The organism is Sphingobium sp. B2, from assembly GCF_007693735.1.
GTDB classification, from domain to species: domain Bacteria; phylum Pseudomonadota; class Alphaproteobacteria; order Sphingomonadales; family Sphingomonadaceae; genus Sphingobium; species Sphingobium xenophagum.
The window spans coordinates 33448-53623 of the sequence record NZ_VDBZ01000001.1; the positions used below are offsets into that span (position 1 = coordinate 33448).

The following is a 20176-nucleotide window of genomic DNA, read 5'->3' on the forward strand; positions in this document are numbered from 1 at the left end:
GCCGATCAGGCGGCTTCATCTTCCATCGTGACGCGAAGCTCACGGAAATAAGCGATGGTCTTTTCCAGACCCTGACGAAGCTGTGTCTGGGGCGTCCAGTCCAGCTTCGCCTTTGCCACACTGATGTCCGGGCAGCGCTGGGTGGGGTCGTCACTGGGCAGGGGCATGTAGACCAACTCTGATTTAGCGCCGGTGAGTTCAATCACCGTTTCTGCCAGTTCCTTGATTGTGAACTCGACCGGATTGCCCAGGTTGACCGGCCCCGTGAAATCCGTGTCCGTATCCATCAATCGCAGGAAGCCTTCGATCAGATCTGCATAGAAGCAGAAGGACCGGGTCTGCGATCCGTCTCCATAAATGGTGATGGGTCGCCCTTCCAGCGCTTGGATCACGAAATTGGAGACGACCCGTCCGTCGTTCGGGTGCATTCGCGGACCATAGGTGTTAAAGATGCGGGCGATCTTGATATCCAGGCCATGCTGGCGCCGATAGTCCATGAACAATGTCTCGGCGCAGCGCTTGCCCTCATCATAGCATGAGCGCAGGCCGATTGGGTTTACATTCCCCCAATAGCCTTCGACCTGAGGATGGATGGCCGGATCGCCATAGACTTCGCTCGTCGATGCCTGAAATACGCGCGCGCGCAGCCGCTTGGCGAGTCCCAGCACATTGATGGCGCCGATGACCGACGTCTTGGTCGTCTGCACCGGATCATGCTGATAATGGATCGGCGAGGCGGGGCAGGCGAGATTATAGATATGGTCCACTTCGACATAGAGAGGGAAACATATGTCGTGCCGCATGAACTCGAAGCGGGGATGGTTGTAGAGATGGTCCAGATTGCGCTTGTCGCCGGTGAACAGGTTATCCACGCACAGCACTTCGTCGCCGCGTCCCAGCAGGCGATCGATCAGATGTGACCCCAGAAAGCCTGCGCCTCCGGTTACGAGGATACGCTTGCGACGATAGGTTTTGCTAGCCATTCTGAAATTGCCGTCCCTGCCCGGAAATCTACGATCAATTCGTCCGCGGCTGCCCATGCCTACGCGCCTGATGACGTTATCGAGTAATTCGGACGATGGTAAGGTACAATCATCACCGCGAACCTATGTTAACCACGAATATTCGCAGGACATTATCCTTCACCAATCGCGTATTCGGGTTCCTAGGCAGGCGAATGTAATTACCAATCAGGCGGAAACGTCTGGCAAACTGCTCTGGGCGGCCGCATCCTTTTGGCGATTATGCACTTTGCAAACCCAAGCTGAAACGGTAGGAATGAGGCCAAGGAGTTAAGCCGTCATGTCCGTTCTTTCGCAGCCCCATTTCCACGACGAAGCCAAGGCTTTTGAGTATCTGGAAAGCGTCATATGGGCGGATGGCGTGACCTGTCCGCACTGTGGCGTAGTCGGCGGTCGCGTTTATGACCTGTCGGGTGTTCGCGGCTCTAAGAGCGTGAAGAACCCGGAAGGTGCGATTCGCTACGGCCTGAAAAAGTGCGGTGAGTGCCGTAAGCAGTTCACGGTCAAGGTTGGCACCGTATTTGAACATGCACGTATGCCGTTGTTCAAGATGCTCCAGGCTGTTCACCTGATCGCGTCCAGCAAGAAGGGCATCAGCGCCCATCAGCTTAGCCGGGTTCTCGAAGTCCAGTATAAGAGCGCGTGGTTCCTCGCGCATCGCATTCGCGAAGCCATGCGTTCGGGCGACCTTGCTCCGTTCGGCGGCAACGGTGGCATCGTGGAAGTGGACGAGACTTTCATCGGCAAGCTGAAAGGCGTCGAGAAGAAGCGCGCCTTCCATCACAAGATGAAGGTGCTGGCGCTGGTGGATCGCGAGACCGGCAAGGCTCGCACGATGGTTATTGACGATGTGAAGGCCGAAACCCTGATGCCGATCGTGCTGGAGAATGTTGCCCGCGAAACCCGCATCATGACCGACGAACACAGCGGCTATCGTTCGATGAAGGACCATTTCATCAGCCATGACACCACCAGCCACGGCAAGGGACAGTATGTCGATCTGGCCGACCGCACCATCCATAGCAACACCGTGGAAGGCTACTTCTCGATCTTCAAGCGTGGCATGAAGGGCGTCTATCAGCATTGCGGCGAGCAGCATTTGCACCGCTATCTGGCTGAATTTGAGCTCCGCTATAACAATCGCACTGCCAACGGAGTGAATGATCGCCAGCGCGCAGTGGAAGGCTTGAAGGGCATCGTTGGCAAGCGCCTGACCTATAACCCAGCTGCGGCGTAAGATTGACAAAACATAAAGAATGCTTTATATGAGTAATACACCGGGGGCGCGTCGGAATCGTGCTGTGGGGTGGCAACACCCCGCCCGGTGGCTTTGCTAGCGCCATCCTCTAGTTGGAAATTTGGCTATCCCGAAGCCATCAATTTTTCCGGCTGCGGATTTTCGCAACGCAGGCTCGATCCGGTTATAAAATCGATCGTCAGTTGAATTAAATTTACGTCCCAGCGCCCCCGCAACCATATCTGCAAATTGGATTCCAACGCTATGATGAGATGGCGTTAAAAACAGCGTCTCGATATAGTTTGGGTAGCTACTAAAAACCGGTGCGTTTCCATCAATTAAATTATGATGTCGTGACCTCAAGTTTTCATCTTGCGCTTTGCCTCTATGGTCTGCGATCATAATCCCCATTTGCCGACTGCCGACTGCCGACTGCCGACTGTTCGCTCCATGTCCTGCAAGAAATACTGAAATCGCTCTGAGACAGTCTTATAAGTATAGAGGTAAAGGTCATCTTGTGTGTTGCAATATGCTTGCGCATATCCCACCTCGACGCTTGACACGCAGGATATGATTTTAACCGCTTTCCGCTTTGTGAGAATTGCATACATCGCGTCTCTAAAACTGTCTCTCGCGGCTTGATTCAAATGGGCAACGCTATTCTCCGGGTCGGCATTTGTGGGTCCGAAAAACCGCCACTTTATTTCTCCCCGAACGTTAAAATCGGGGCGCGCTTTCAAGGCTTTCAATTCGTTGGCGATGTCATGCCATTGTGCTTCGTGTATGATGACGCCAGCTATGATAAAGTAAGGCGGTCTGCCGCGCTGCCCCGGCTTAGGTGGCGTTTGTGACTCGTCTATGAAGCAAAGGTACATGCGCCATGTCAGCCCAGATTGACCCCATGAGTCAACTAGACAAGTTCAAGGAAGCGGCCCGCGAGCTAGAGACGGACGACGATCCGCAGCACTTCAAGGAGAGGCTTGCAAAGGTCGTGAAGCATAAGCCGGTGGAGAAGCCGGAATAGCTTGCAGGTGTCTGAATACCCGTGCTATCCATGCTGCGCTGAAAGAGGTGGAGCATGAGTAAGCATTTTACGCCAGAAACCGTAAGACGACGCATCCGCCATCATGCGGTTCTGGGCGTAGATTCATGTGAGCGCTTCCCCGCCAATGAGGCGGTTGAAATGGCGCTCTTAGAGTTTCAGTCTATCCTCAACTTCCTAGACAGACTCGACGACGCAGAACGCACCGCGCGAATATGCAGGATCGTTGGCGTCAAAGTCGGGATCGACGGTGAACCCCTCATCCAAAATAGTAATCTCTGACAGTGCCTCAACCGGGTAGCGGCGCAGCGAAGTCTTGTTCACTGACTTGCCGTCGCGTTCCAAAAGGACGGCATCTAACACCGGGGTTTCCTTCTTGGTCCACTTATAGACAATATGCGGCGCTAGCTTGAGAACAGTGTCACCATCTTTTGCTGCAACCAGAACCTTCGCGTTAATCGCATTGCACAGCGGATTCGCTGGTGCAGATTGCCCGCGCTGGCTACCTAAAGACAGGCTTAAACTAAGACCGATCATCCCATGTCCCCCGAATCGTACAGGGTGTTATAACACATGGTTTGTAAAGTGCATAATCGCCATCCTTTTGCGATTGCTGGACCCGGTAGGTAAGCGCCACCGTCGCGCCAAGGAGCACGAAGACGAGCGGGTGGTTATCGAGCTGGCTGAGAATTGTCTTGATGACGATGAAAATGGCCAGCGCGATCACCAACGGGATCAGCAACCTCGTCTCTCGGTCCCGTGCGCTCTGCACTGCGATCGCACCGGCATAGATGGCAGCGATGAACATGCCGAAATAGGTGATGAGGCCCAATATCCCCACTTCCAGCGCGATCGCCAGCACATAGGTGTCAATCGTTCCTATGCCGGCGCGATTGACGAAGCCGAGCTGGCTGGCACCGCGGCCTATGCCATATCCCCATGGCCGGGCGATCACCATCGGTATGCCCTGCCGATACTGTTCTTGCCGCGCCTCGGTGCTGGCCTGCTGCGCGCCGCTGCCCCAAACCATCGCACTGATTTGCGGCACGACCATCGTAGACGCGAGAAAGGCGATGAACACCGCCGGATAGGCGACAATCACGGCCGTACCGATCAGGCTCTCCTTATCCTGCGCCCGGCGCAGAAAGCCCCAGAAAAACAGGTAGAACAGGAAGGATAGGAAAAATCCCACTATTCCAAGCCGGGAATCGGTCGCCACGATGCAGTAGAACATGAGCGGCAGGGTAGCCAGAGCCGCGATCCGTACGATCCAGTTCTTGGCAGCAACGAGCATGTGGACGATGAACGGGGTGGTCAGGCCCAAAAACTCGGCGAAGCCCAGGCTGGTGCTGAACTTGCTCTGCACCCGATAGATGCCCGTTGCGGCGCGGGCCGCGCCTGTCAGGATGCGCAGAACGCTCTCATCCTGGATCGCCAGGAAGGACGGTATGTGCGGACCCCACGGAACCTGACCAAGCCGTTCTTCCCAAAGGCCCATCGCGCACAGGAATAGGATCGTAGCCCACAGCAGCCAGATGAGCGCCATCGCCCGACCCGGCTGCGCGAAGACATAGGCGCCAACGAAGAAGGGCAGTGTCCAGTAAAGAAGGGCGATAACGTACCTGTCCATGGAAATGGCTGGGCTGCTGGAATATCCCACCGACACGAATGCAAGGACCATGAAGACGACAAGGAACTGCCAGACCTTTGGCGCGCTGGCGATGATCTGCTTGACGTTGGACCGCATCGATGGCGATACCGACAGGGATATGAGGAAAATCAGACCCAGCGGCAAGGTGATCAGTCGCAGCGCCGTGATCCAAGGTAAGCCCATCGCATCGACGGCGAGATAGTCAGGCCAGACGAGTTGTGCCACCAGCAAGGCCCACATCAATCCGAACAGCAACCGCCGGGGCGGATTTTCAGTGTCGGGCAGCATCCAGATAATGAGGAGCGCGAAGATTGCGAGGGGCGCCAGCAGTTCGACCAGGAAATTATAGGCGAACATTGCCAGCAACACGCCATAGATGACCGCAAAGTCGATCAGCAGCGCGGCCTTCAGTTCGCGCCGCCATCCGCGGGCGGCTGGGGGCATATAGCCGCCCATGACGAAGGGGACCGGCTTCGGCGCCTGCACTTTGTTCAAAATTCGTATCCACGATCCGGGGTGGGCACGGCCGCATATCCTCGACAGGTGACGGGGCGGAAAGGCGGTGTCATAGGGGCATGACTTGTGCGGGGTTGCCGACGGCCTTGCTCCGGTCGGGCATGTCCTTGGTCACTACGGCGCCCGGCTCCAGGACACAATCCTCGCCGATCGATATGCCCGGCATGATGATGGCGCGAGGACCAACGATCGTCCTCGCGCCGACCCGCGTATCGCGATACACGCCGCGCACCATGTCGTGCGTCAGCAATACCGATTCCTCGCCAAAGACACAGCCCTGCGCAATATGGACGCCTTTGGGCCATGTGCGGTCGATTAGAGCGGTGTCGGCGATGTGCACGTCATGCGCGATATCCATTCCCCACAGGAATCTCCGTATCAACTGCCCCAACAACCTTTTGTAAGAATAACTGGATCGGGAGACTATCGGGGGCATAAGACTGTTTAAATTCATTTCATGACCCTTTCAACCTCTGCTATCCGTCAAAGAGGAGAAACTTCATGGCCATTCATTCACTGAACAGATTGAAGGCGCTCCGGCAATTCCTTATCGGGATGCGCCGCGCATGGCTTGTACGTGTGAAGGGCATATCGATCGACCCGAGTGTCAGCATTTCCCTGTCCAGCCGCTTCATTGCGGGGCGTCGTAACGATATCGTCATAGGTCCGCAGACGCTTGTGGCCTTCAAGACTCTGGTCTATTCCCAGGATAGTGCGACAGGCGAACATCGGCCCGTCCATATCGGCCGTCACTGCTTCATCGGCGGGGGCAGCCTGATCGCGCCAGGAGTCCGGATCGGCGACGGTGTGATCGTCGGTGCTGGATCCGTCGTATTGGCAGATGTCCCCGACTATTCGATCGTGGGCGGCAATCCGGCGCAGGTTTTGCGCAGCAATGCGGATGTCGGTCCCTACGGTCGGCTCCGGTCCGCGGACCAGAATGTGCGTCAAAATTGGCGGTGAACCATTGTTAACCATATGGTGCCATCCGCTTCCTATATAGAGATTGATGGATAGAGCGGCATGACAGTCAACTCCCTCGCTGTGCAGGAGAGTCCTTCCGCGCCTTTGGCCGAACTTAAGGCCAGGGTGCGGCACGGCATGATCTGGGTCGGCGCGCTCAGCGCAGTTCTCAACATCTTGCTGCTCAGCGGCTCCATCTACATGATGCTCGTATATGATATGGTCCTGCCCGGCCGTTCAGTGCCGACCCTGCTGGGCCTGCTGCTGATGGTCGTCATGGCCTATTGTTATCAGGGCTTTCTAGAAATCGTGCGCGCGCGCATCTTCATGCATCTGGCCGCGTCGATGGAAGTAGACCTGAGCGCCTTCATTCACCGACTGGTCGGCTCGATCGCGCGCTCGTCACCTGGGCGCGATCCGCTTCAGCCGATGCGCGATCTGGAACAGATACGCACATTCCTCTCCAGCGCTGGTCCCATGGCGCTGATGGACTTGCCCTGGATGTTCTTCTTCATCGGCATCCTGTTCCTTTTGCACCCGCTGCTCGGCCTGACGGTTCTGGTCGGTGCGGCCGTCCTGATCGGCCTCACGGCGCTGACCAATTATCTGACCGCAGCCAATACCTTGCAGATGACCGGCGTGAGCAATGTCCGTAGCCGCCTCGCCGACACCTCCCGCCGTCACGCCGAGGCGCTGTACGTCATGGGCATGGAAGGCCGCATCCGCGAATTGTGGACAAAGGTGAGCAGCCAATATCTGCACGCCAACCAGAATGTTAACAATATCACCACGACCCTGAGCACGATCAGCAAGATGGTGCGCCTGCTGTTGCAGTCGCTCGTCTTGACGGTCGGCGCGCTGCTGGTCATGAACGGCGAAGCAAGCGGCGGCGTGATCTTCGCTAGTTCGATCCTGTCCGCACGGGCCTTTGGCCCCGTGGAGCTGGTGATTGGCAATTGGCGCGCCTTGGTCGCTGCGCGCGATAGCTGGCGGCGGCTTGAAGGATCCTTGCCAGCCGTGATGATCAGGCGTCCGCTGCTCGCTTTGCGCCCGCCCCGTCGCGGCCTATCGGTTGAAGATCTTTCGCTCTGCCCACCCGGATCAGACCAGCGTACCGTGCTGAACGTGTCCTTCCTGACCCAGGCGGGCGAGGCTGTCGCAATTCTTGGTCCCAGCGGCTGCGGCAAATCGACCCTCGTGCGCGGCCTTGTTGGGATACTGGCTCCTGTCACGGGCAGCATACGCCTCGATGGCGCCGCTCTCGATCAGTGGGACAGCGAGGAACTGGGCCGCCATATCGGTTATGTCCCGCAAAATGTCGAACTCCTGTCCGGCACCGTCGCCCAGAATATCTGTCGTTTTGAACTGGATGCGCCGTCCGAACTTATAATGGAGGCTGCCCGGCAGGCCGGTGTTCATGACCTTATCCTGCATCTGCCCGAAGGCTATGATACCCATGTCGGCATCGACGGTTCGCGGCTATCGGCCGGGCAGAGGCAGCGGATTGCGCTGGCAAGAGCGCTCTATCGCGATCCCTTCCTGCTTATACTTGATGAGCCGAATTCTAATCTGGACGCCTATGGTGAAGAGGCGCTCGGCGATGCGGTTGCCATGGCGCGGGCGCGGGGGGCGGTGGTCATTGTCGTCGCCCACCGGCCCTCCATCCTCGCGGCCGTCGATATAGTCCTGCTCATGCGGGAAGGCCGCGTTCACGCTTACGGGCCGAAACAGAAACTGGTCCCGCATCTGCTGCCTGCGGCTACGGCCTGAGCAGGGGGAGTTCGGCAAGCGCTCTTCCCCCATTCCGAAGAAGAGGGGGTGACGGGGAAGGCGACGTCTTGCCTCAATGTTCATTGAGGACCGTCCCGATCATTTCGACGCGGTTGGACTTAAGGTCGTTGATCAGCGTCCAGACGTCGTTCACATAACTCTCATCCTTGCGCACGACGATCAGGGCGTAGCGCAACAGCGTCGCCAGAAGCTGGGCGTCCGCGCAACTATTGGCGGCGGGAGTATCTACGATCGTTACCTCATATTCGCGCAGGCAAAGATCGACCAGTTGGTTGAGCTGCGGCCGCGCCAGCAGTTCCTGGGCGTTGGCTGTAGGCGTACCAGCGTATATGACGGACAAGAGCGGAAGGATCTCATCCTGGATGATCTCGCCCAGTTCGACCTCGGATTCGAGGAATTCCTTCAGGCCGGGCACGGGTTCGGGCGGCAAGATCATCTGCTGCACCGACGGATCGCGCATATTGCCGTCGATCAGCAACGTCTTGATGCCCGCCTGTGCGAGCGAAACTGCCAGGTTCACGGCGACGAATGTCGTGCCTCCGCGTTTGTTGGGCGACAAAATCGTCAGGGCACGCCGCCCTTCGCGCAGATGCTGCGCCATGATCTGCGTTCTCAATGAGCCGAGCGACTCCACTTCCGCAGAATAATCAATGCCGTGGATCATCACCACGTCCTGTGTGAACTGGAACGCCGCTGGCACTGGCGCATCGCTGTTCATACCAGGTCCAACCTCCCCATCGGGCCTGGCAGCGGCCGCATCACTTACGCCATCATTCATCGAAACACCTGCATCCTATGATTCATGGTCGCTATCAGGTCGTTTGCGCTTTGCGCAGGCCCAACCATTCAAGCGGCGATTTTTTGCCTGACTGCCTGTGCTGGCTTACCACCACGCCGATGACCGGAACGCCAGTCAGCGCCAAGTCCTCGGGCCCGCGAACCCGGCGGCCTAGCAATTCGCTCGCCAGAGCGACCAGGATGCCCAATATGAAGCCGGCGATCAGGGCGACGCCTGATATCATGGGAACATTAGGCCAAGTAGGACTGGCCGGCGCAACGGCACTGCCCAACATGGTCAGGCCGCTTTCATTAGACCCTGATTCGACGCCCAGTTCGGTCGCGCGACCCATGACCTTCTGGGCCTGCGCACGCAGGACGTCGATGACGGCCTGCATCTTGCGCAGTTCGTCAATCTTCTCGCGATTGGCGAGCACCTTGCCCTGCTGCGCTGCGACTTGTCCGTCGATCGAAGGACCGCCTACGCTGCCGGCTCGCGCGGCAGCGAGCGCGCGCGCTTGTTCCTGGGCGGCGGTAGCGGCCATCGACGCCCGGCTGTTGCGCAGGGCGACGAGGTCGGGATGGTTCGGTCCCAGCGTCTGTGACATGGAGATGATCTGGGCGTCGATCTGGGCCAGTTGTGCTTGGGCAGGTGACGATACCGGCAACCCCGCGCCGCCAATAGTCGTGACCGGGATCTGGCTGGACAGCGCCTTCAACCGGCTAGTGTCGGCGTCCGACCAATCATCCTGGAGGACGACGCCGTTCGCTTTTTCATAGGCGGTCTTGCGCTGTTGCGCTTCGGTAAGCTGGCGGCGCAGGTCTTCGCCCTGCTGACGGAACCAGGTCGCGTTGGACGATGCGCTTTCCCGCCGAAAAGCCACGCTCTGATCGACATAGGCTTTGCGGATACCGTCGGCCACCTTGCGGGCGGTATCCGGCGAACTGGATGAATAGGAGATGTCGAGGATGGCGGTGCCGGGGATCAGCTTGACCGCCGTGCTGCCGATCATGATCTGCGCCAGCCAGCGACGGAACCCGCCATCGCCGGGCCGCGCCTGCGCCTCATAGGCGGTCTTGAAGCTCGGTACGTTGATCCATCCCAACTGATCGACGACCGCGCCGGCAAACCGGTAGTCGGTGATGAGTTCGATCTGGGTCTTGGTATAGGCCCGCGCGAAGCTGTTCGAGATGACTTCGCCAGTGATCGGATCGGGCTTCATCACGTCCAGCATTACGCGAGAATGAGCTTCATAACGGTCCGGGATCAGCTTGGCCACTACGAAGGCACCAGCGAAGCAGGCCAGGGTGATCAGGATTATGAGCAACCTGTATGCCCACAATATCCGGAAGAACTGTATGAAGCTCATAATATGCCCTCGTGGATGTGGGGTTAAAAGAATCTTTGACCGACGACGATGACATCCTTGTCGCCGATCGGATCGTCCAGCTTCATTTTCAGATCCTTGCCTTCGCGCGTGACCTTGATGCGCTTGGCAGAACCTAGGGCGGTCAGGCCACCGCTGCGCGCCAGTGCCATACGCACCGTCATGTTGGCGTCAATCCGATAGGCGCCAGGTGAATTCACCTGGCCATAGACGTAAAAGGTCGGGGCGGCGGGCACGAAGATTTTATCGCCCGCATTTACGAAGGGGTCGGCGTCGCCCGACCCGGTGGAAATCTGCCTTACGTCCAGTTTTACTTCCTCGCCCGTGGCGCGGGTGATGGTCAATATGTCGGCACCGCTTCCCTTGGTGCCGCCAACGCGGGCCAGGATTTCCGACACGCGATAGGCGCGGTCGATTGGCACGATGCCGGGCGCGCCGACCTCACCCAGGACGACGACATAGCGGCTGGCATACGTGGCAATCGAGATGTTGACGGCCGGGTTGGAAAAAAATCCGCCATTCTTCAGCTTGCTGCGAATCTCTTCCTTCAACTGGAGGACCGTCTTGTTGCCGGCATCGATATTGCCGATCAAGGGCAGTTCGATTGTGCCGTCGAACTGGATCTGCACGCGCGAACGGAAGTCCTCACGACCCAGAACGCTGACCTCGACCACGTCGCCCGAACCAAGCACATAACCGTCCGCTAGTGATTCGCCGGGGACTCCGGCAACTGCCGACGCAGGTGCTGGGCGTTGCTGGGCGATCGCCGGTGTCATCAGCAGCGATGCGAGCATCAGCCAGCCGAGACGGAATAATCCCTTCAGATACATAATACCTCCGACTCTATCGTCCTCTAAATGCACGTTAGAAGCTAGTGCTTAAGCGCAAAGCGACCTGATAACCGTCATAATCATACAGGCTGCCATTGGCATTGCGCTTTTGATAGCTGCCTTCCGTGCTGAGCGTAATGCGATTGGAAACAAGGAAGCTTAGCCCAACGGATGCGCGCTTCATATTGTCGTGGACGATCTGACCCGGAACGACCCCGATGCCATAGTCGTAATCGCGCACGGCCAGCGTGCCGTTCAGACTGGTAGTCAACCGTTGAGAAAGCGCATAGCGCAGCGTAAGGCTATGATTGCTCTGCAAGATGAAATTGGCGTCGAAACCCAGCGAAGGCTCTACCGCGCGGCGCGTTTCACCCGTTATCTGCAACTGTGCCAGCGATAAGGTGGCGTTAACGCGCCAGTTGGTGCCGCTGAAACCGTCGCGGCCATTGCCCAGCTTGACGTCGGTATACTGGATCTCGCCGCCCACGGTAAGCTGTGCGCCGATGTCCCGGCTATATATCAATCCATACCGATTGGCGTCGAAACTGTCGAGCGCGCCGGTGGGCGAGGGGATGCGGTTGGGATAATCGACCTCGCGCTTGCCGACGTAGAGCGTGATGTTGCCGATTGAGGGATGCGTATATAGCACGCCGCCGTCATAGGTGAAGGATCGGTTGTCGGACGCCTTGCGCACCTCGGCGCTATTTTGCGCGTCGGACCAGTCGACCATCGCCGTGGGACGCAGGCCGACCGCTCCGCCGCAGCTTGCCGTCGCGCCTGCGCCCTTTGCCGTTTGCACATTCTTGGAGCTGCTGACGGGATCGCCGGGGATGACCGACAGGTCGCCCAGGTCGCTCTGCCGCCTGCTGAAATTGGTGCGCAGGTCGACGGTGCAGATGGGCAGCCGCAGCGTGGCGCTCGCGTCGAGCGCCACCCGTTCGCGATTCAGCCGCTCGTTGCGGGTATAGAAATCATAGCCAGCAGAACCGGTCAGGGCGACCTGGTGAACGCCCAGTGTCTTGTTCAGCGTCACGCCCACGGCCGGAGAGAGACGGATATCCTCTTTTTCCAGCCCGCGCGATGCTGCTGCCGCATCGCTGCCGCGTGCGACATTGCTGTCATATAATAGGGAGCCGCTAAGATCGAATTGCAGCATCTTGCCCTGTTGTGCATGGGCCGGTGCGGCGATCGTGGATAACAGCGCGCCAATCGCGGATGTCGCGATACTTGCCCTTTTCATGGTTCTTCCAGTCATGGTTCCCGCCCCGATTTCCGGCTTGTCATAGTGCAGCAAGTTATTTCCGCAAAGCCCGTCGGTCATCGCAGTCCCATCATGATACGGCGGGCGGTGCCAGCGAAATTTTGCCATTGTTCCTTCCAGCTCGCTGCGCGTGACGCCGTTCCGATGTCAAGGCCACGGGTTTGAGGGCGAGGCTGTCCCAGGATGGCGCTAGCCATGAGGCGCGCCGCCACCAAACGCTTGCGACGCGCCTGGGCAGGCTGCATCAAATCGACGTTTGCGATTCCCAGAGGTTCCGTTACCAGGGCACGCATTTGGATCGCCCGATTCAACAAAGCTTCGCCCACTGACGTTCGGGTCATGATCAGACTGCGCCCGGCCTGTTCCTCAAATTGTGGGTAGCCTGACTCCCCGCCATACCAAGCATCCGCACAAGCGATATCGGCAACACCCCCGACTGAATCAGGGCATATTTTGCAGCGGAACTGCACCTCGCTCGACAGATAACGCCCCCAACTATCGGCATATCGCATCTCGCCGACATGCCCGCCGGCGGTTACTGCCCGCGTCATGCCTGGCCACCCGTTGCCACGATAGCGAAATTCAACCAGATCGTTTGGCTTCAGCCCCATAGCAGTCACGATCCTGTCGGCGCCGGCGTGGCTTGGCACGCCGCCGCAGAAGAAGGATAGCATGATTGGCACTTGCGAAGCGACTCGATCATCAGTGCGCGCTAGTTGACGAAGCGCCGAAACATCGCAGGGCTTGCCCACAAAGGCGAATTTGCGTCCATCCTGTAGGGCGTTCTCGATGAGGGCCAGAGGTGATGACGCTGCGTAGCGCGATCCTGCATTCTCTATTATGTCCGATGCGCTTTCCGACCACGTCATGATGTTGCGCGTGGGATGATCGGGGTCCGCCATGACATGTAACACCCGCTCGACAAGACCAGTCTCCAGCGCCACTATCAGCAGGGCCGACAATGCGCCGCCCGAGGACGCGGCATGCCTTATGGTCTCGTCACTGGAATGCCCCGATAATGTTTGATACCACGGCCCCCAGCTAGGATGGCGATGCGGCGCATCCTGCCACGGCGCTATGGTCGCGCCAGGGCATGCGGTCTCTATTGTCTGCTCGGTAACGATGTTCAGTGGCGCTACCTGACGGGGGCGGCTGTATCCCGGTGCTGCCGTCTCCATTTCAATAGCGCCACCGGATATGCCCGCGCACAAGCCGCAGCCGGAACATAATTGGCCCCGCGCTACGCGTCGTAGCGTTGGCGATGAGGATATCATTGGCCGTTTCCCGTAAGTGCTGCTGTAAAAGTTCGCCGCAATTCATCGCGATAGACGTCGAGCATGGCATCTATTCGTTTCATCCCCTCCCGCTGGGCGGCGGCTATGCCGTCTCGCTCGTCCAGCGCGGCAAGGACGTAAGCGACCGCCGCATCGGCATCCATCCCGGTGACAGGAACCATCCATTGATGCTCCAGCATGCCGAACAGCCCGCCGAACTTGCGGCTATAGGCCACCGGCACCACGGGCACCCCGGCCGAATAGGCGCCAATACAGGCGTGCATCCGTCCCGCGACAAGGAAATCCAGGCCGGAGATATAGGATTTGGCTTCGCTCGGCCCGGCGAATTCGGGTACGCGGATGGCGGCCGGGAATTCCTGGATCAGTCGATCCGCCAGCCTGCCGTCGTCATCGGTCGGATCGCTCTTGCTGGTCGCATGCGGCACCAGATGCACTTCCGCCCCGCGCGCGAGCAGGGCAGTGCTCAGCCTGCGGGTGAACGCGGCATAATCGCTGTCTCTTATACACATCTAGATGTGTATAAGAGACAGCTCTTGCTGGTCGCATGCGGCACCAGATGCACTTCCGCCCCGCGCGCGAGCAGGGCAGTGATCAGCCTGCGGGTGAACGCGGCATAATCGTAGCCCAGCCAGAATCGATTGCGCCCCGTCTCCGCCTCATGGAACAGCAGGCCCGACGCGTTGACGCCAACCCGGAGCTTTTCCTGTCCTGCCCGCGCCCGCTGGCTTTCGTAGGGCAGCACGAAGGCGACATCCACCGCGCGGGTGATGCGGGACCGCGGGGCCATCGCGGTCGCCATGTCCAGCGACATGTCGTCCCGCGCCACCACGCCCGCCGACAGCCTCATGGCCCATGCGCCCAGGAACCGGTAAATCGGCTTCGTGAACGGACCGATCGTTTGCGGCGACAATAGCAACGGTTTGCCGCGTGCGAGCGCCATCATCTTGGTGAGCCACAGAAAGGCGAAGCGTTTGGGACCATAGATATCGGCGAAGCTGTCACCTGCGCCGATATCCAGTACGCAGTCGACGCCGCCGACCGCTTTCCAGAACCCGCCGGGCTGGACCAACCGCCTGCTATCGATGGTGAAACTGTCGATATCGGCCCCGCCGATTCGCGGCGCGTCGCCATCGCGCATGCTCATCACCAGAAATTGCGGTGAAAGCCCCATCGATCGGGCAACGTCAGATGCCAGAGCCAGATTGGCCAGCGTGAGCGCGCCCACGCCCAAATTGCCGGAACTGAGCGAGTGCCACAGCAGAGCGATGCGAAATGGCGGGTCACGCCCCATGGAACGATTCGCCAACGGTTCGCGATGGTCTAGCATTACAGCGATGGACCTGTTTCAAAGGGGAAGGGATAGGCCCGTTGCTCATGCCGTACCCGCCGTATGGTATATACCGCGGATATTTCGTATCTGACGCATGGCGACGAATCAAAAGCTCGTGGGAAAGACAGAAAATACATGCGAACGCTCTCTCGATCCCAGTTTTGCGAGGACAAATTTAACTTCGCACTTGCGAAATAGCCATATCCTATTTCAACTGTATGCGACAGGCACTTAACCATCTGCGGCCACAGCAGGTGGAGCCGCAGATTCCGGAGTATCCTTGATGGCGAAGCGACCCTTCCGAATTTGTCTGGCCGCATCGGGCGGCGGCCATGTCCGTCAACTTCTCGACCTCGAACCGTTATGGGCTGGGCGGGACTATTTTTTCGTGACGGAGGATACAGCGCTCGGACAGTCGATCGCGGCCAGCCATGAAGCGGTGCTGGTCCCGCATGTCGCCCTGGGGCAGGCGCGGCTGGGCGCGCCGTTCCGGATGATGGCGGCGGCGGTCCGCAACATGGCGCGGTCGGCGTCGATCATATGGCGCAAACGGCCGGACATCGTCATCACCACCGGTGCGGGATCGGTATTCTTCACCGCTCTTTGGGCGCGGATCATGGGCGCCCGGATCATCGCGATCGATTCGTTTGCGCGCTTTCGCGGACCTTCCATGTTCGCCCGGATCGTTGGGCCAATCGCCTATGTCCGCATAGCCCAGTCTGCCGAATCGGCGAAACAATGGGGCGACGCGCTGTGCTTCGATCCCTTCCGGCTGCTCGATGGTCCCCGCCCGGCGAAAAAACCGCTGCTGTTCGCCACGGTCGGAGCAACATTGCCGTTCGACCGGCTGACCAATATGGTCGCCCATGCGAAGGCCAACGGATCGGTTCCGGAGGAGGTGATCGCCCAGATCGGCGTGGGCGGCGCACGGTCCGAAGGCATCAAGACGGTCGAAACCATGCCGTTCGACGAAATGAAGCAGTTTCTGCGCGATGCCGACATCGTTGTCTGTCATGGCGGCACCGGCTCGTTGATCACCGCGCTTCGGGAAGGATGCCGGGTCATCACGGTCCCGCGTCGATTAGACCGTGGCGAACATTATGACGATCACCAGAGCGAGATCACGCGCGCGCTCGCCAATCGCGGCCTGGTGGCCGTGGCCGACACGGATGAGGAATTTCTGGCTGCGCTGGCGTTAGTGCGCAACCGGAAGCCGGTATCCGCCACGACCGATCCCAGCGCGCTTATCGCTTATCTCCGTGATCTACTGAACCGTCTGGAGAAGGGCGCGCTGCCCGCAGCGCACCCAGCAGCATCAGCATAGCGCCCAGCGCTTCGATAAGCGGCCACAACAGGCGCGGCAACAGCGGGCTGAGCGCGGGCAGGTGCAGGATGCTGCCACTGCGCGATAGGATGTAGAGGGCGACCAGTGCGCCGCCGGCCAGCGTCACGCGCATCGCCTGGTCCAGTTTCTTCATGGATAGCAGGAGCCAGGCGAAGAGCGTGGTCACGCCCCCGACCAGGGCGATCGCCGCTATCTTTTGGGCGAGCCGCCGGTCCGCGCCCAGCTCCGCTGTTTTCGCCGCAACGCGGCCGCACCGCATTACCAGCGTCTGGATATCAAATTGCTTGTTGACGGCCAGCAGGAAGGCGACTGTGGAGACGCCGATCCAGAATATCCGTTCCGCGTTGCTTCGCGCCCGGCCGGCCGCCCTGCCGCTCGCCCAGGCCGCGCCCAGATACAGGAAAACGGCAACCCAAGGCAAAAGCCCAGGATCGCCAATTTCGTTGATCCACCGCTGGAACGCTGCACCGTCACACAATGTCATGGGCGCGTCGCGACATGTGGTGGTAGTTACAGTATGAAATCGCTCGCCCGCACCATGTCGACATTCTGAAGGACCAGCGTGAAGTCCGCGACGCCGTCGCCGTTGATGTCGCCCGACACATAGCTGTGCCCATCGGCCACTTCGTAGCGAAGCTGGCCTGCGGTTTTCGTGAACTCGGCGGCACCGATGAACTTGAAGGCATCATTAGCCGCCGTTTTAGCGTTCGCGTCGATCAAAGACAAACCGATCTTGTCCTTCTCCGCAGCATTGAAGTCTGTGATGATATTGTTGCTGAGCGGGTCGATGCTGCGGAAGATGAACACATCGCTGCCTGCGCCGCCGGTCAGCAGATTGTCGCCTGCACCGCCTTCGATGCTGTCATTGCCCGCGCCGCCATCGATCATGTCGTTGCCTGCATTGCCCGACAATATATCGTTGCCGTCGCCGCCATACAGGCGATCGTCGCCGTCGCCCCCCAACAGGGTGTCCTGGCCAGCACCGCCATAAAGGATGTCGTTGCCGCCTTCGCCCTGGATGTTGTCGTCTCCGGCATGGCCGTACAGCGTGTCGACGCCGGCCGAGCCGATCATCCGGTTCCCCAGCGCGTTGCCTTCGCCGACCAGGCCTTCCTTGGCCATGCGCAGTGTTTCGACATTGGCGGCCAGCATGTGATTGACATAGGCATAGACGGTATCTCTGCCGCCATCCTTGCCCTCGACCACCGTGTCGCCCGTGCCCTTCACATGATAGATATCATTGCCGTTGCCACCGACGAGCTGGTTCTTGCCGCTGCCGCCATGCAGGGTGTCGTTGCCTTCACCGGCGTAGATGTTGCTCTCGCCGCTGCCCGAAACCTTGAGCGTGTCGGCGCCCGACGTGCCGGTGATGTCGGTGATCGCTGGCGCCACGGGGGCGACCGGAGGCTCGACCTTTTCCGGCGTCGCGATCGGGGGCGTGACCGGATCGGAAACAACCGGCGGCGATGCGATGGGGGGCGTCCCCGACAGGTTCAGCACAGAGGTGAGCAGGCTGCCTTGGTCGGCCAACATGCCCTGGTGGGCGCGCAGCCAAATATCGAGCAGCGCCGCGCCGCCGTCGATGGGCGTGGCAATTGTCGTGTTCTGGCTGGTGACGAGCTCCACGTTCGACACCCCGAAATTATAGGTGGTCGCAATATTGTTCGACACAACGCTGTCGCTCGCCGAATTCACGCCGATCCAGGATTTCTGTCCCGGCAGTGCAGCGACGATGTTGTTGGTCACCGACAGATTTTCCAGGTGGCCGACCGCGATGCCGTTATACATGCCGCCTACGACCATATTGCCCGAAATCGTCACATTCTGGTAGGGCAAAGTCCCGACCTGATCGCGCATGAAGATGCCCTGGATCGGATCGCCCGTTCCGCGTGTGATGATATTGTCGGTGATGACGATATTGGTGGCCGATGCCTTCGTATTGGTCGTCCACAACTGGATACCGTCGGGATGGTCGCCGACGGCCGGACGGAAGTCGGTCATATAGTTGCCGCTGATCGTCAGGTCGGACACGCCGCCGCCGCGGATGCCATCGGTCCGGATATCGTGGAAATAATTCTCGGTCAGGCTGATGCCCTTGCTGTCGAGAACCGAAATGCCGTGCTGGAGATGCGCGAATTCGGAGTTGGTGACCGACACATTCTGGCTGTTGCGGATCATGAAGGGCGACGATTTGTAGCCCATGGCGCCTTCAGGCCCATTCACCTGGACGGAGGAAAAATGGACGTCCGACGAATTGGCGACAAGAAAAGTGAAGGCGCGATCGACGCTTTGTGGCGCGAAATGGACGTTGTCGAAGCTTAGGCCGCTGCTGCTTTTGATCGCAAGATCGAGCAATCTGGCAGGGGCGCCTGCATCGGCCGATGTGATCGTCACATTGCCGTTGACGTGGATGTTGGAGAAGTTGACGGACTTATAGTCACCTGCCTTCAGCAGTATGACATCGCCATCCTTTGCCAATTTCACCGCAGAAATCAGAGAAACAGAACTATCAACAACTATATTAGCCATTTTTTACAACCCCGCATATCGCCGTCTCGCATTGGAGATCGTGCGAATTTGGTCGAGGGCATGATGCCAACGACACTCGACTAACCGTTAATGGATGATATTCTCACCGCCCCAACCTCTGCCATTGGGATGCTTCCCAGTGACTTCATAAGCTTAGGTTTACCGGCCGAGAGTTGCGGTTAGATGTGGCAGATTGGTATCTATGCTATTAACCGTCACATTTGCGCGGCGGTCGTGGCCTGTCTCGCTGTTGCAATGCGACATGCGGACTTAACCCTATTCGTCGCGACAAGTCGCACGCACAGCGCCAAGGCCGGCGATTCGCGCCCTGCACCAAGAATTTGGCGGCTTTTGCAAGAAAAACGCTTCAAAATGGCACGGCCGCGTCTGGCCGGTCGCGCACGAATTGGGGGAGCGCACGGCGCGTTCGCGGGAAACCGTGCCGTGGTGCAATAACCATGTTGCGGTTTCTATTAACCTATCGCAAACTATTTCTCTTAATCGGTCGTTTGCTTTTGATTCGGGGGGCGGCTAAAGACAGTCAACCAGAACAATAAAAAGCGAATCGCATCGGGATCGCGAGCGGCAAGTTCATTATGTCCATCCAATCAAGGGAGTATTTCGATGCTTGATCAGAACTATGTAGGCGGCAACACCGCGGACAACGACATTCAATCTTCGGGCCGCAACGGCACGATCCTCAACGGTCTTTCCGGTGACGACATCCTGCGCGGTAGCCGGGGCGACGATATCCTGACCGGTGGTTCGGGTAACGACCAGCTTTGGGGTGGCGACGGCGCCGACCAGTTCCGCTTCTTCGGCAACAACATCGGCGGCGCGTCTGATCTCGACAAGATCTATGATCTTGATTTCAGCGAAGGCGATACGTTGGTGTTCGGCAACTACGCCAATCTGAACTTCACCGACGGTAGCGGCATCAATGCATTCAACGGCGGCGCCGATGCACAGATCAGCACATGGGCTGGCCTGGCGAAGGCCGTTTCCGAATCGGGCGGGGCGATCTCGGTTTCCGAAAAGGGCAACACCAATGTGCTGATCCTGACCATCAACAACGGCCATGACCAGATCCAGTCGATTCACATCACTGGCGGCTGGGATGCCTATGCGGCGGCTGCGTCGACGCCTGCCTGAGGGTTTCGTCACGCATCATTGCAGTTATGAATGAAGACGCAGCGGGA

Annotated in this window: 20 protein-coding genes and 1 pseudogene; 6 read left to right on the plus strand and 15 right to left on the minus strand. The window is 58.9% G+C overall.

What is annotated here, in order from left to right; all coding sequences use genetic code 11:
• Positions 1-5: 5 nt before the first annotated feature.
• A complete protein-coding gene (locus FE851_RS00135; protein WP_145198816.1) occupies positions 6-983 on the minus strand; it encodes a UDP-glucuronic acid decarboxylase family protein in 978 nt (325 codons plus the stop codon).
• A 319-nt stretch (positions 984-1302) separates the two neighbouring features.
• On the opposite strand from FE851_RS00135, the gene FE851_RS00140 reads away from it, so the two are divergent.
• The gene (locus FE851_RS00140; protein ID WP_145198819.1) at positions 1303-2259 is read left to right on the plus strand and encodes an IS1595 family transposase; all 957 of its coding nucleotides are present in this window, start codon (positions 1303-1305) and stop codon (positions 2257-2259) included.
• Positions 2260-2355: 96 nt separating this feature from the next.
• Here the strand turns inward: FE851_RS00140 and FE851_RS00145 are convergent, their stop codons facing one another.
• Together FE851_RS00145 and FE851_RS27200 are read right to left on the minus strand one after the other, a co-directional pair.
• Positions 2356-2661 (minus strand): DUF3800 domain-containing protein, encoded by a 306-nt coding sequence (locus FE851_RS00145; protein ID WP_186378709.1) that lies wholly within the window; start codon positions 2659-2661, stop codon positions 2356-2358.
• Entirely contained in the window at positions 2658-3134 is a 477-nt protein-coding gene (locus FE851_RS27200) for a DUF3800 domain-containing protein (protein WP_145198825.1), read from the minus strand. Before FE851_RS27200 ends, FE851_RS00145 begins: the two co-directional genes overlap by 4 nt.
• A 26-nt stretch (positions 3135-3160) precedes the next feature.
• Here FE851_RS27200 and FE851_RS26595 point away from each other — a divergent pair, with 26 nt between their 5' ends.
• Positions 3161-3283, plus strand: a complete 123-nt coding sequence (locus FE851_RS26595; RefSeq protein ID WP_261370812.1) for a hypothetical protein — start codon at positions 3161-3163, stop codon at positions 3281-3283.
• Between the two features lie 195 nt (positions 3284-3478).
• Here FE851_RS26595 and FE851_RS00155 read toward each other — a convergent pair whose 3' ends face one another.
• From FE851_RS00155 to FE851_RS00165, 3 genes are all read right to left on the minus strand, one after another.
• Positions 3479-3838, minus strand: coding sequence for a hypothetical protein (locus FE851_RS00155; RefSeq protein ID WP_145198828.1), 360 nt, complete (start codon positions 3836-3838; stop codon positions 3479-3481).
• Complete coding sequence (locus FE851_RS00160; RefSeq protein WP_261370964.1) at positions 3825-5438, minus strand: O-antigen ligase family protein; 1614 nt, start codon at positions 5436-5438, stop codon at positions 3825-3827. Before FE851_RS00160 ends, FE851_RS00155 begins: the two co-directional genes overlap by 14 nt.
• Before the next feature lie 79 nt (positions 5439-5517).
• Positions 5518-5826 (minus strand): acyltransferase, encoded by a 309-nt coding sequence (locus FE851_RS00165; protein ID WP_186378710.1) that lies wholly within the window; start codon positions 5824-5826, stop codon positions 5518-5520.
• Between the two features lie 197 nt (positions 5827-6023).
• Between FE851_RS00165 and FE851_RS27140 the strand changes: the two are divergent.
• Together FE851_RS27140 and FE851_RS00175 are read left to right on the plus strand one after the other, a co-directional pair.
• Positions 6024-6356: pseudogene (locus FE851_RS27140) on the plus strand (DapH/DapD/GlmU-related protein); the annotation flags it as partial.
• A 135-nt stretch (positions 6357-6491) separates the two neighbouring features.
• On the plus strand, positions 6492-8201 hold the full coding sequence (locus tag FE851_RS00175; RefSeq protein WP_145198840.1) for a type I secretion system permease/ATPase: 1710 nt from the start codon (positions 6492-6494) through the stop codon (positions 8199-8201).
• A 73-nt stretch (positions 8202-8274) separates the two neighbouring features.
• Here the strand turns inward: FE851_RS00175 and FE851_RS00180 are convergent, their stop codons facing one another.
• The 7 genes from FE851_RS00180 to FE851_RS00210 all read right to left on the minus strand — a co-directional run bounded on the left by FE851_RS00180 (position 8275) and on the right by FE851_RS00210 (position 15064).
• Positions 8275-8940 (minus strand): CpsD/CapB family tyrosine-protein kinase, encoded by a 666-nt coding sequence (locus FE851_RS00180; RefSeq protein ID WP_186378711.1) that lies wholly within the window; start codon positions 8938-8940, stop codon positions 8275-8277.
• A 94-nt stretch (positions 8941-9034) separates the two neighbouring features.
• Positions 9035-10369: a GumC family protein gene (locus FE851_RS00185; RefSeq protein ID WP_145198846.1), complete on the minus strand. Its 1335-nt coding sequence runs from the start codon at positions 10367-10369 to the stop codon at positions 9035-9037.
• Positions 10370-10392: 23 nt separating this feature from the next.
• Positions 10393-11217 (minus strand): polysaccharide biosynthesis/export family protein, encoded by an 825-nt coding sequence (locus FE851_RS00190; protein ID WP_261370813.1) that lies wholly within the window; start codon positions 11215-11217, stop codon positions 10393-10395.
• Positions 11218-11251: 34 nt separating this feature from the next.
• On the minus strand, positions 11252-12457 hold the full coding sequence (locus FE851_RS00195) for an outer membrane beta-barrel protein (protein ID WP_186378712.1): 1206 nt from the start codon (positions 12455-12457) through the stop codon (positions 11252-11254).
• Between the two features lie 77 nt (positions 12458-12534).
• Positions 12535-13656, minus strand: a complete 1122-nt coding sequence (locus tag FE851_RS00200; protein ID WP_186378713.1) for a Coenzyme F420 hydrogenase/dehydrogenase, beta subunit C-terminal domain — start codon at positions 13654-13656, stop codon at positions 12535-12537.
• Positions 13657-13748: 92 nt separating this feature from the next.
• Positions 13749-14282: a polysaccharide pyruvyl transferase family protein gene (locus FE851_RS00205; protein ID WP_145198855.1), complete on the minus strand. Its 534-nt coding sequence runs from the start codon at positions 14280-14282 to the stop codon at positions 13749-13751.
• Positions 14273-15064: a polysaccharide pyruvyl transferase family protein gene (locus FE851_RS00210; RefSeq protein ID WP_186378714.1), complete on the minus strand. Its 792-nt coding sequence runs from the start codon at positions 15062-15064 to the stop codon at positions 14273-14275. Before FE851_RS00210 ends, FE851_RS00205 begins: the two co-directional genes overlap by 10 nt.
• Positions 15065-15386: 322 nt before the next feature.
• On the opposite strand from FE851_RS00210, the gene welK reads away from it, so the two are divergent.
• Entirely contained in the window at positions 15387-16427 is a 1041-nt protein-coding gene (gene welK, locus FE851_RS00215; protein ID WP_145198861.1) for a beta-1,4-glucuronosyltransferase WelK, read from the plus strand.
• Here welK and FE851_RS00220 read toward each other — a convergent pair.
• Both FE851_RS00220 and FE851_RS00225 read right to left on the minus strand, forming a co-directional pair.
• The gene (locus FE851_RS00220; RefSeq protein WP_145198864.1) at positions 16348-16932 is read right to left on the minus strand and encodes a hypothetical protein; all 585 of its coding nucleotides are present in this window, start codon (positions 16930-16932) and stop codon (positions 16348-16350) included. The two genes, welK and FE851_RS00220, sit on opposite strands and share 80 nt — an antisense overlap.
• Positions 16933-16958: 26 nt before the next feature.
• A complete protein-coding gene (locus FE851_RS00225) occupies positions 16959-18932 on the minus strand; it encodes a right-handed parallel beta-helix repeat-containing protein (protein ID WP_186378715.1) in 1974 nt (657 codons plus the stop codon).
• A gap of 669 nt (positions 18933-19601) precedes the next feature.
• Here FE851_RS00225 and FE851_RS00230 point away from each other — a divergent pair.
• A complete protein-coding gene (locus FE851_RS00230) occupies positions 19602-20129 on the plus strand; it encodes a calcium-binding protein (protein ID WP_145198870.1) in 528 nt (175 codons plus the stop codon).
• Positions 20130-20176 lie beyond the last annotated feature (47 nt).

What these genes read in the sequence shown, in the direction of transcription:
- FE851_RS00135 (WP_145198816.1), bottom strand. Translation starts at nt 983, where the DNA reads ATGGCTAGCAAAACCTATCGTCGCAAGCGTATCCTCGTAACCGGAGGC.
- FE851_RS00140 (WP_145198819.1), top strand. Translation starts at nt 1,303, where the DNA reads ATGTCCGTTCTTTCGCAGCCCCATTTCCACGACGAAGCCAAGGCTTTT.
- FE851_RS00145 (WP_186378709.1), bottom strand. Translation starts at nt 2,661, where the DNA reads ATGATCGCAGACCATAGAGGCAAAGCGCAAGATGAAAACTTGAGGTCA.
- FE851_RS27200 (WP_145198825.1), bottom strand. Translation starts at nt 3,134, where the DNA reads ATGTACCTTTGCTTCATAGACGAGTCACAAACGCCACCTAAGCCGGGG.
- FE851_RS26595 (WP_261370812.1), top strand. Translation starts at nt 3,161, where the DNA reads ATGAGTCAACTAGACAAGTTCAAGGAAGCGGCCCGCGAGCTAGAGACG.
- FE851_RS00155 (WP_145198828.1), bottom strand. Translation starts at nt 3,838, where the DNA reads ATGATCGGTCTTAGTTTAAGCCTGTCTTTAGGTAGCCAGCGCGGGCAA.
- FE851_RS00165 (WP_186378710.1), bottom strand. Translation starts at nt 5,826, where the DNA reads ATGGATATCGCGCATGACGTGCACATCGCCGACACCGCTCTAATCGAC.
- FE851_RS00175 (WP_145198840.1), top strand. Translation starts at nt 6,492, where the DNA reads ATGACAGTCAACTCCCTCGCTGTGCAGGAGAGTCCTTCCGCGCCTTTG.
- FE851_RS00180 (WP_186378711.1), bottom strand. Translation starts at nt 8,940, where the DNA reads ATGAACAGCGATGCGCCAGTGCCAGCGGCGTTCCAGTTCACACAGGAC.
- FE851_RS00185 (WP_145198846.1), bottom strand. Translation starts at nt 10,369, where the DNA reads ATGAGCTTCATACAGTTCTTCCGGATATTGTGGGCATACAGGTTGCTC.
- FE851_RS00190 (WP_261370813.1), bottom strand. Translation starts at nt 11,217, where the DNA reads ATGTATCTGAAGGGATTATTCCGTCTCGGCTGGCTGATGCTCGCATCG.
- FE851_RS00195 (WP_186378712.1), bottom strand. Translation starts at nt 12,457, where the DNA reads ATGAAAAGGGCAAGTATCGCGACATCCGCGATTGGCGCGCTGTTATCC.
- FE851_RS00200 (WP_186378713.1), bottom strand. Translation starts at nt 13,656, where the DNA reads ATGGAGACGGCAGCACCGGGATACAGCCGCCCCCGTCAGGTAGCGCCA.
- FE851_RS00205 (WP_145198855.1), bottom strand. Translation starts at nt 14,282, where the DNA reads ATGTGTATAAGAGACAGCGATTATGCCGCGTTCACCCGCAGGCTGAGC.
- FE851_RS00210 (WP_186378714.1), bottom strand. Translation starts at nt 15,064, where the DNA reads ATGGGGCGTGACCCGCCATTTCGCATCGCTCTGCTGTGGCACTCGCTC.
- welK (WP_145198861.1), top strand. Translation starts at nt 15,387, where the DNA reads ATGGCGAAGCGACCCTTCCGAATTTGTCTGGCCGCATCGGGCGGCGGC.
- FE851_RS00220 (WP_145198864.1), bottom strand. Translation starts at nt 16,932, where the DNA reads ATGACATTGTGTGACGGTGCAGCGTTCCAGCGGTGGATCAACGAAATT.
- FE851_RS00230 (WP_145198870.1), top strand. Translation starts at nt 19,602, where the DNA reads ATGCTTGATCAGAACTATGTAGGCGGCAACACCGCGGACAACGACATT.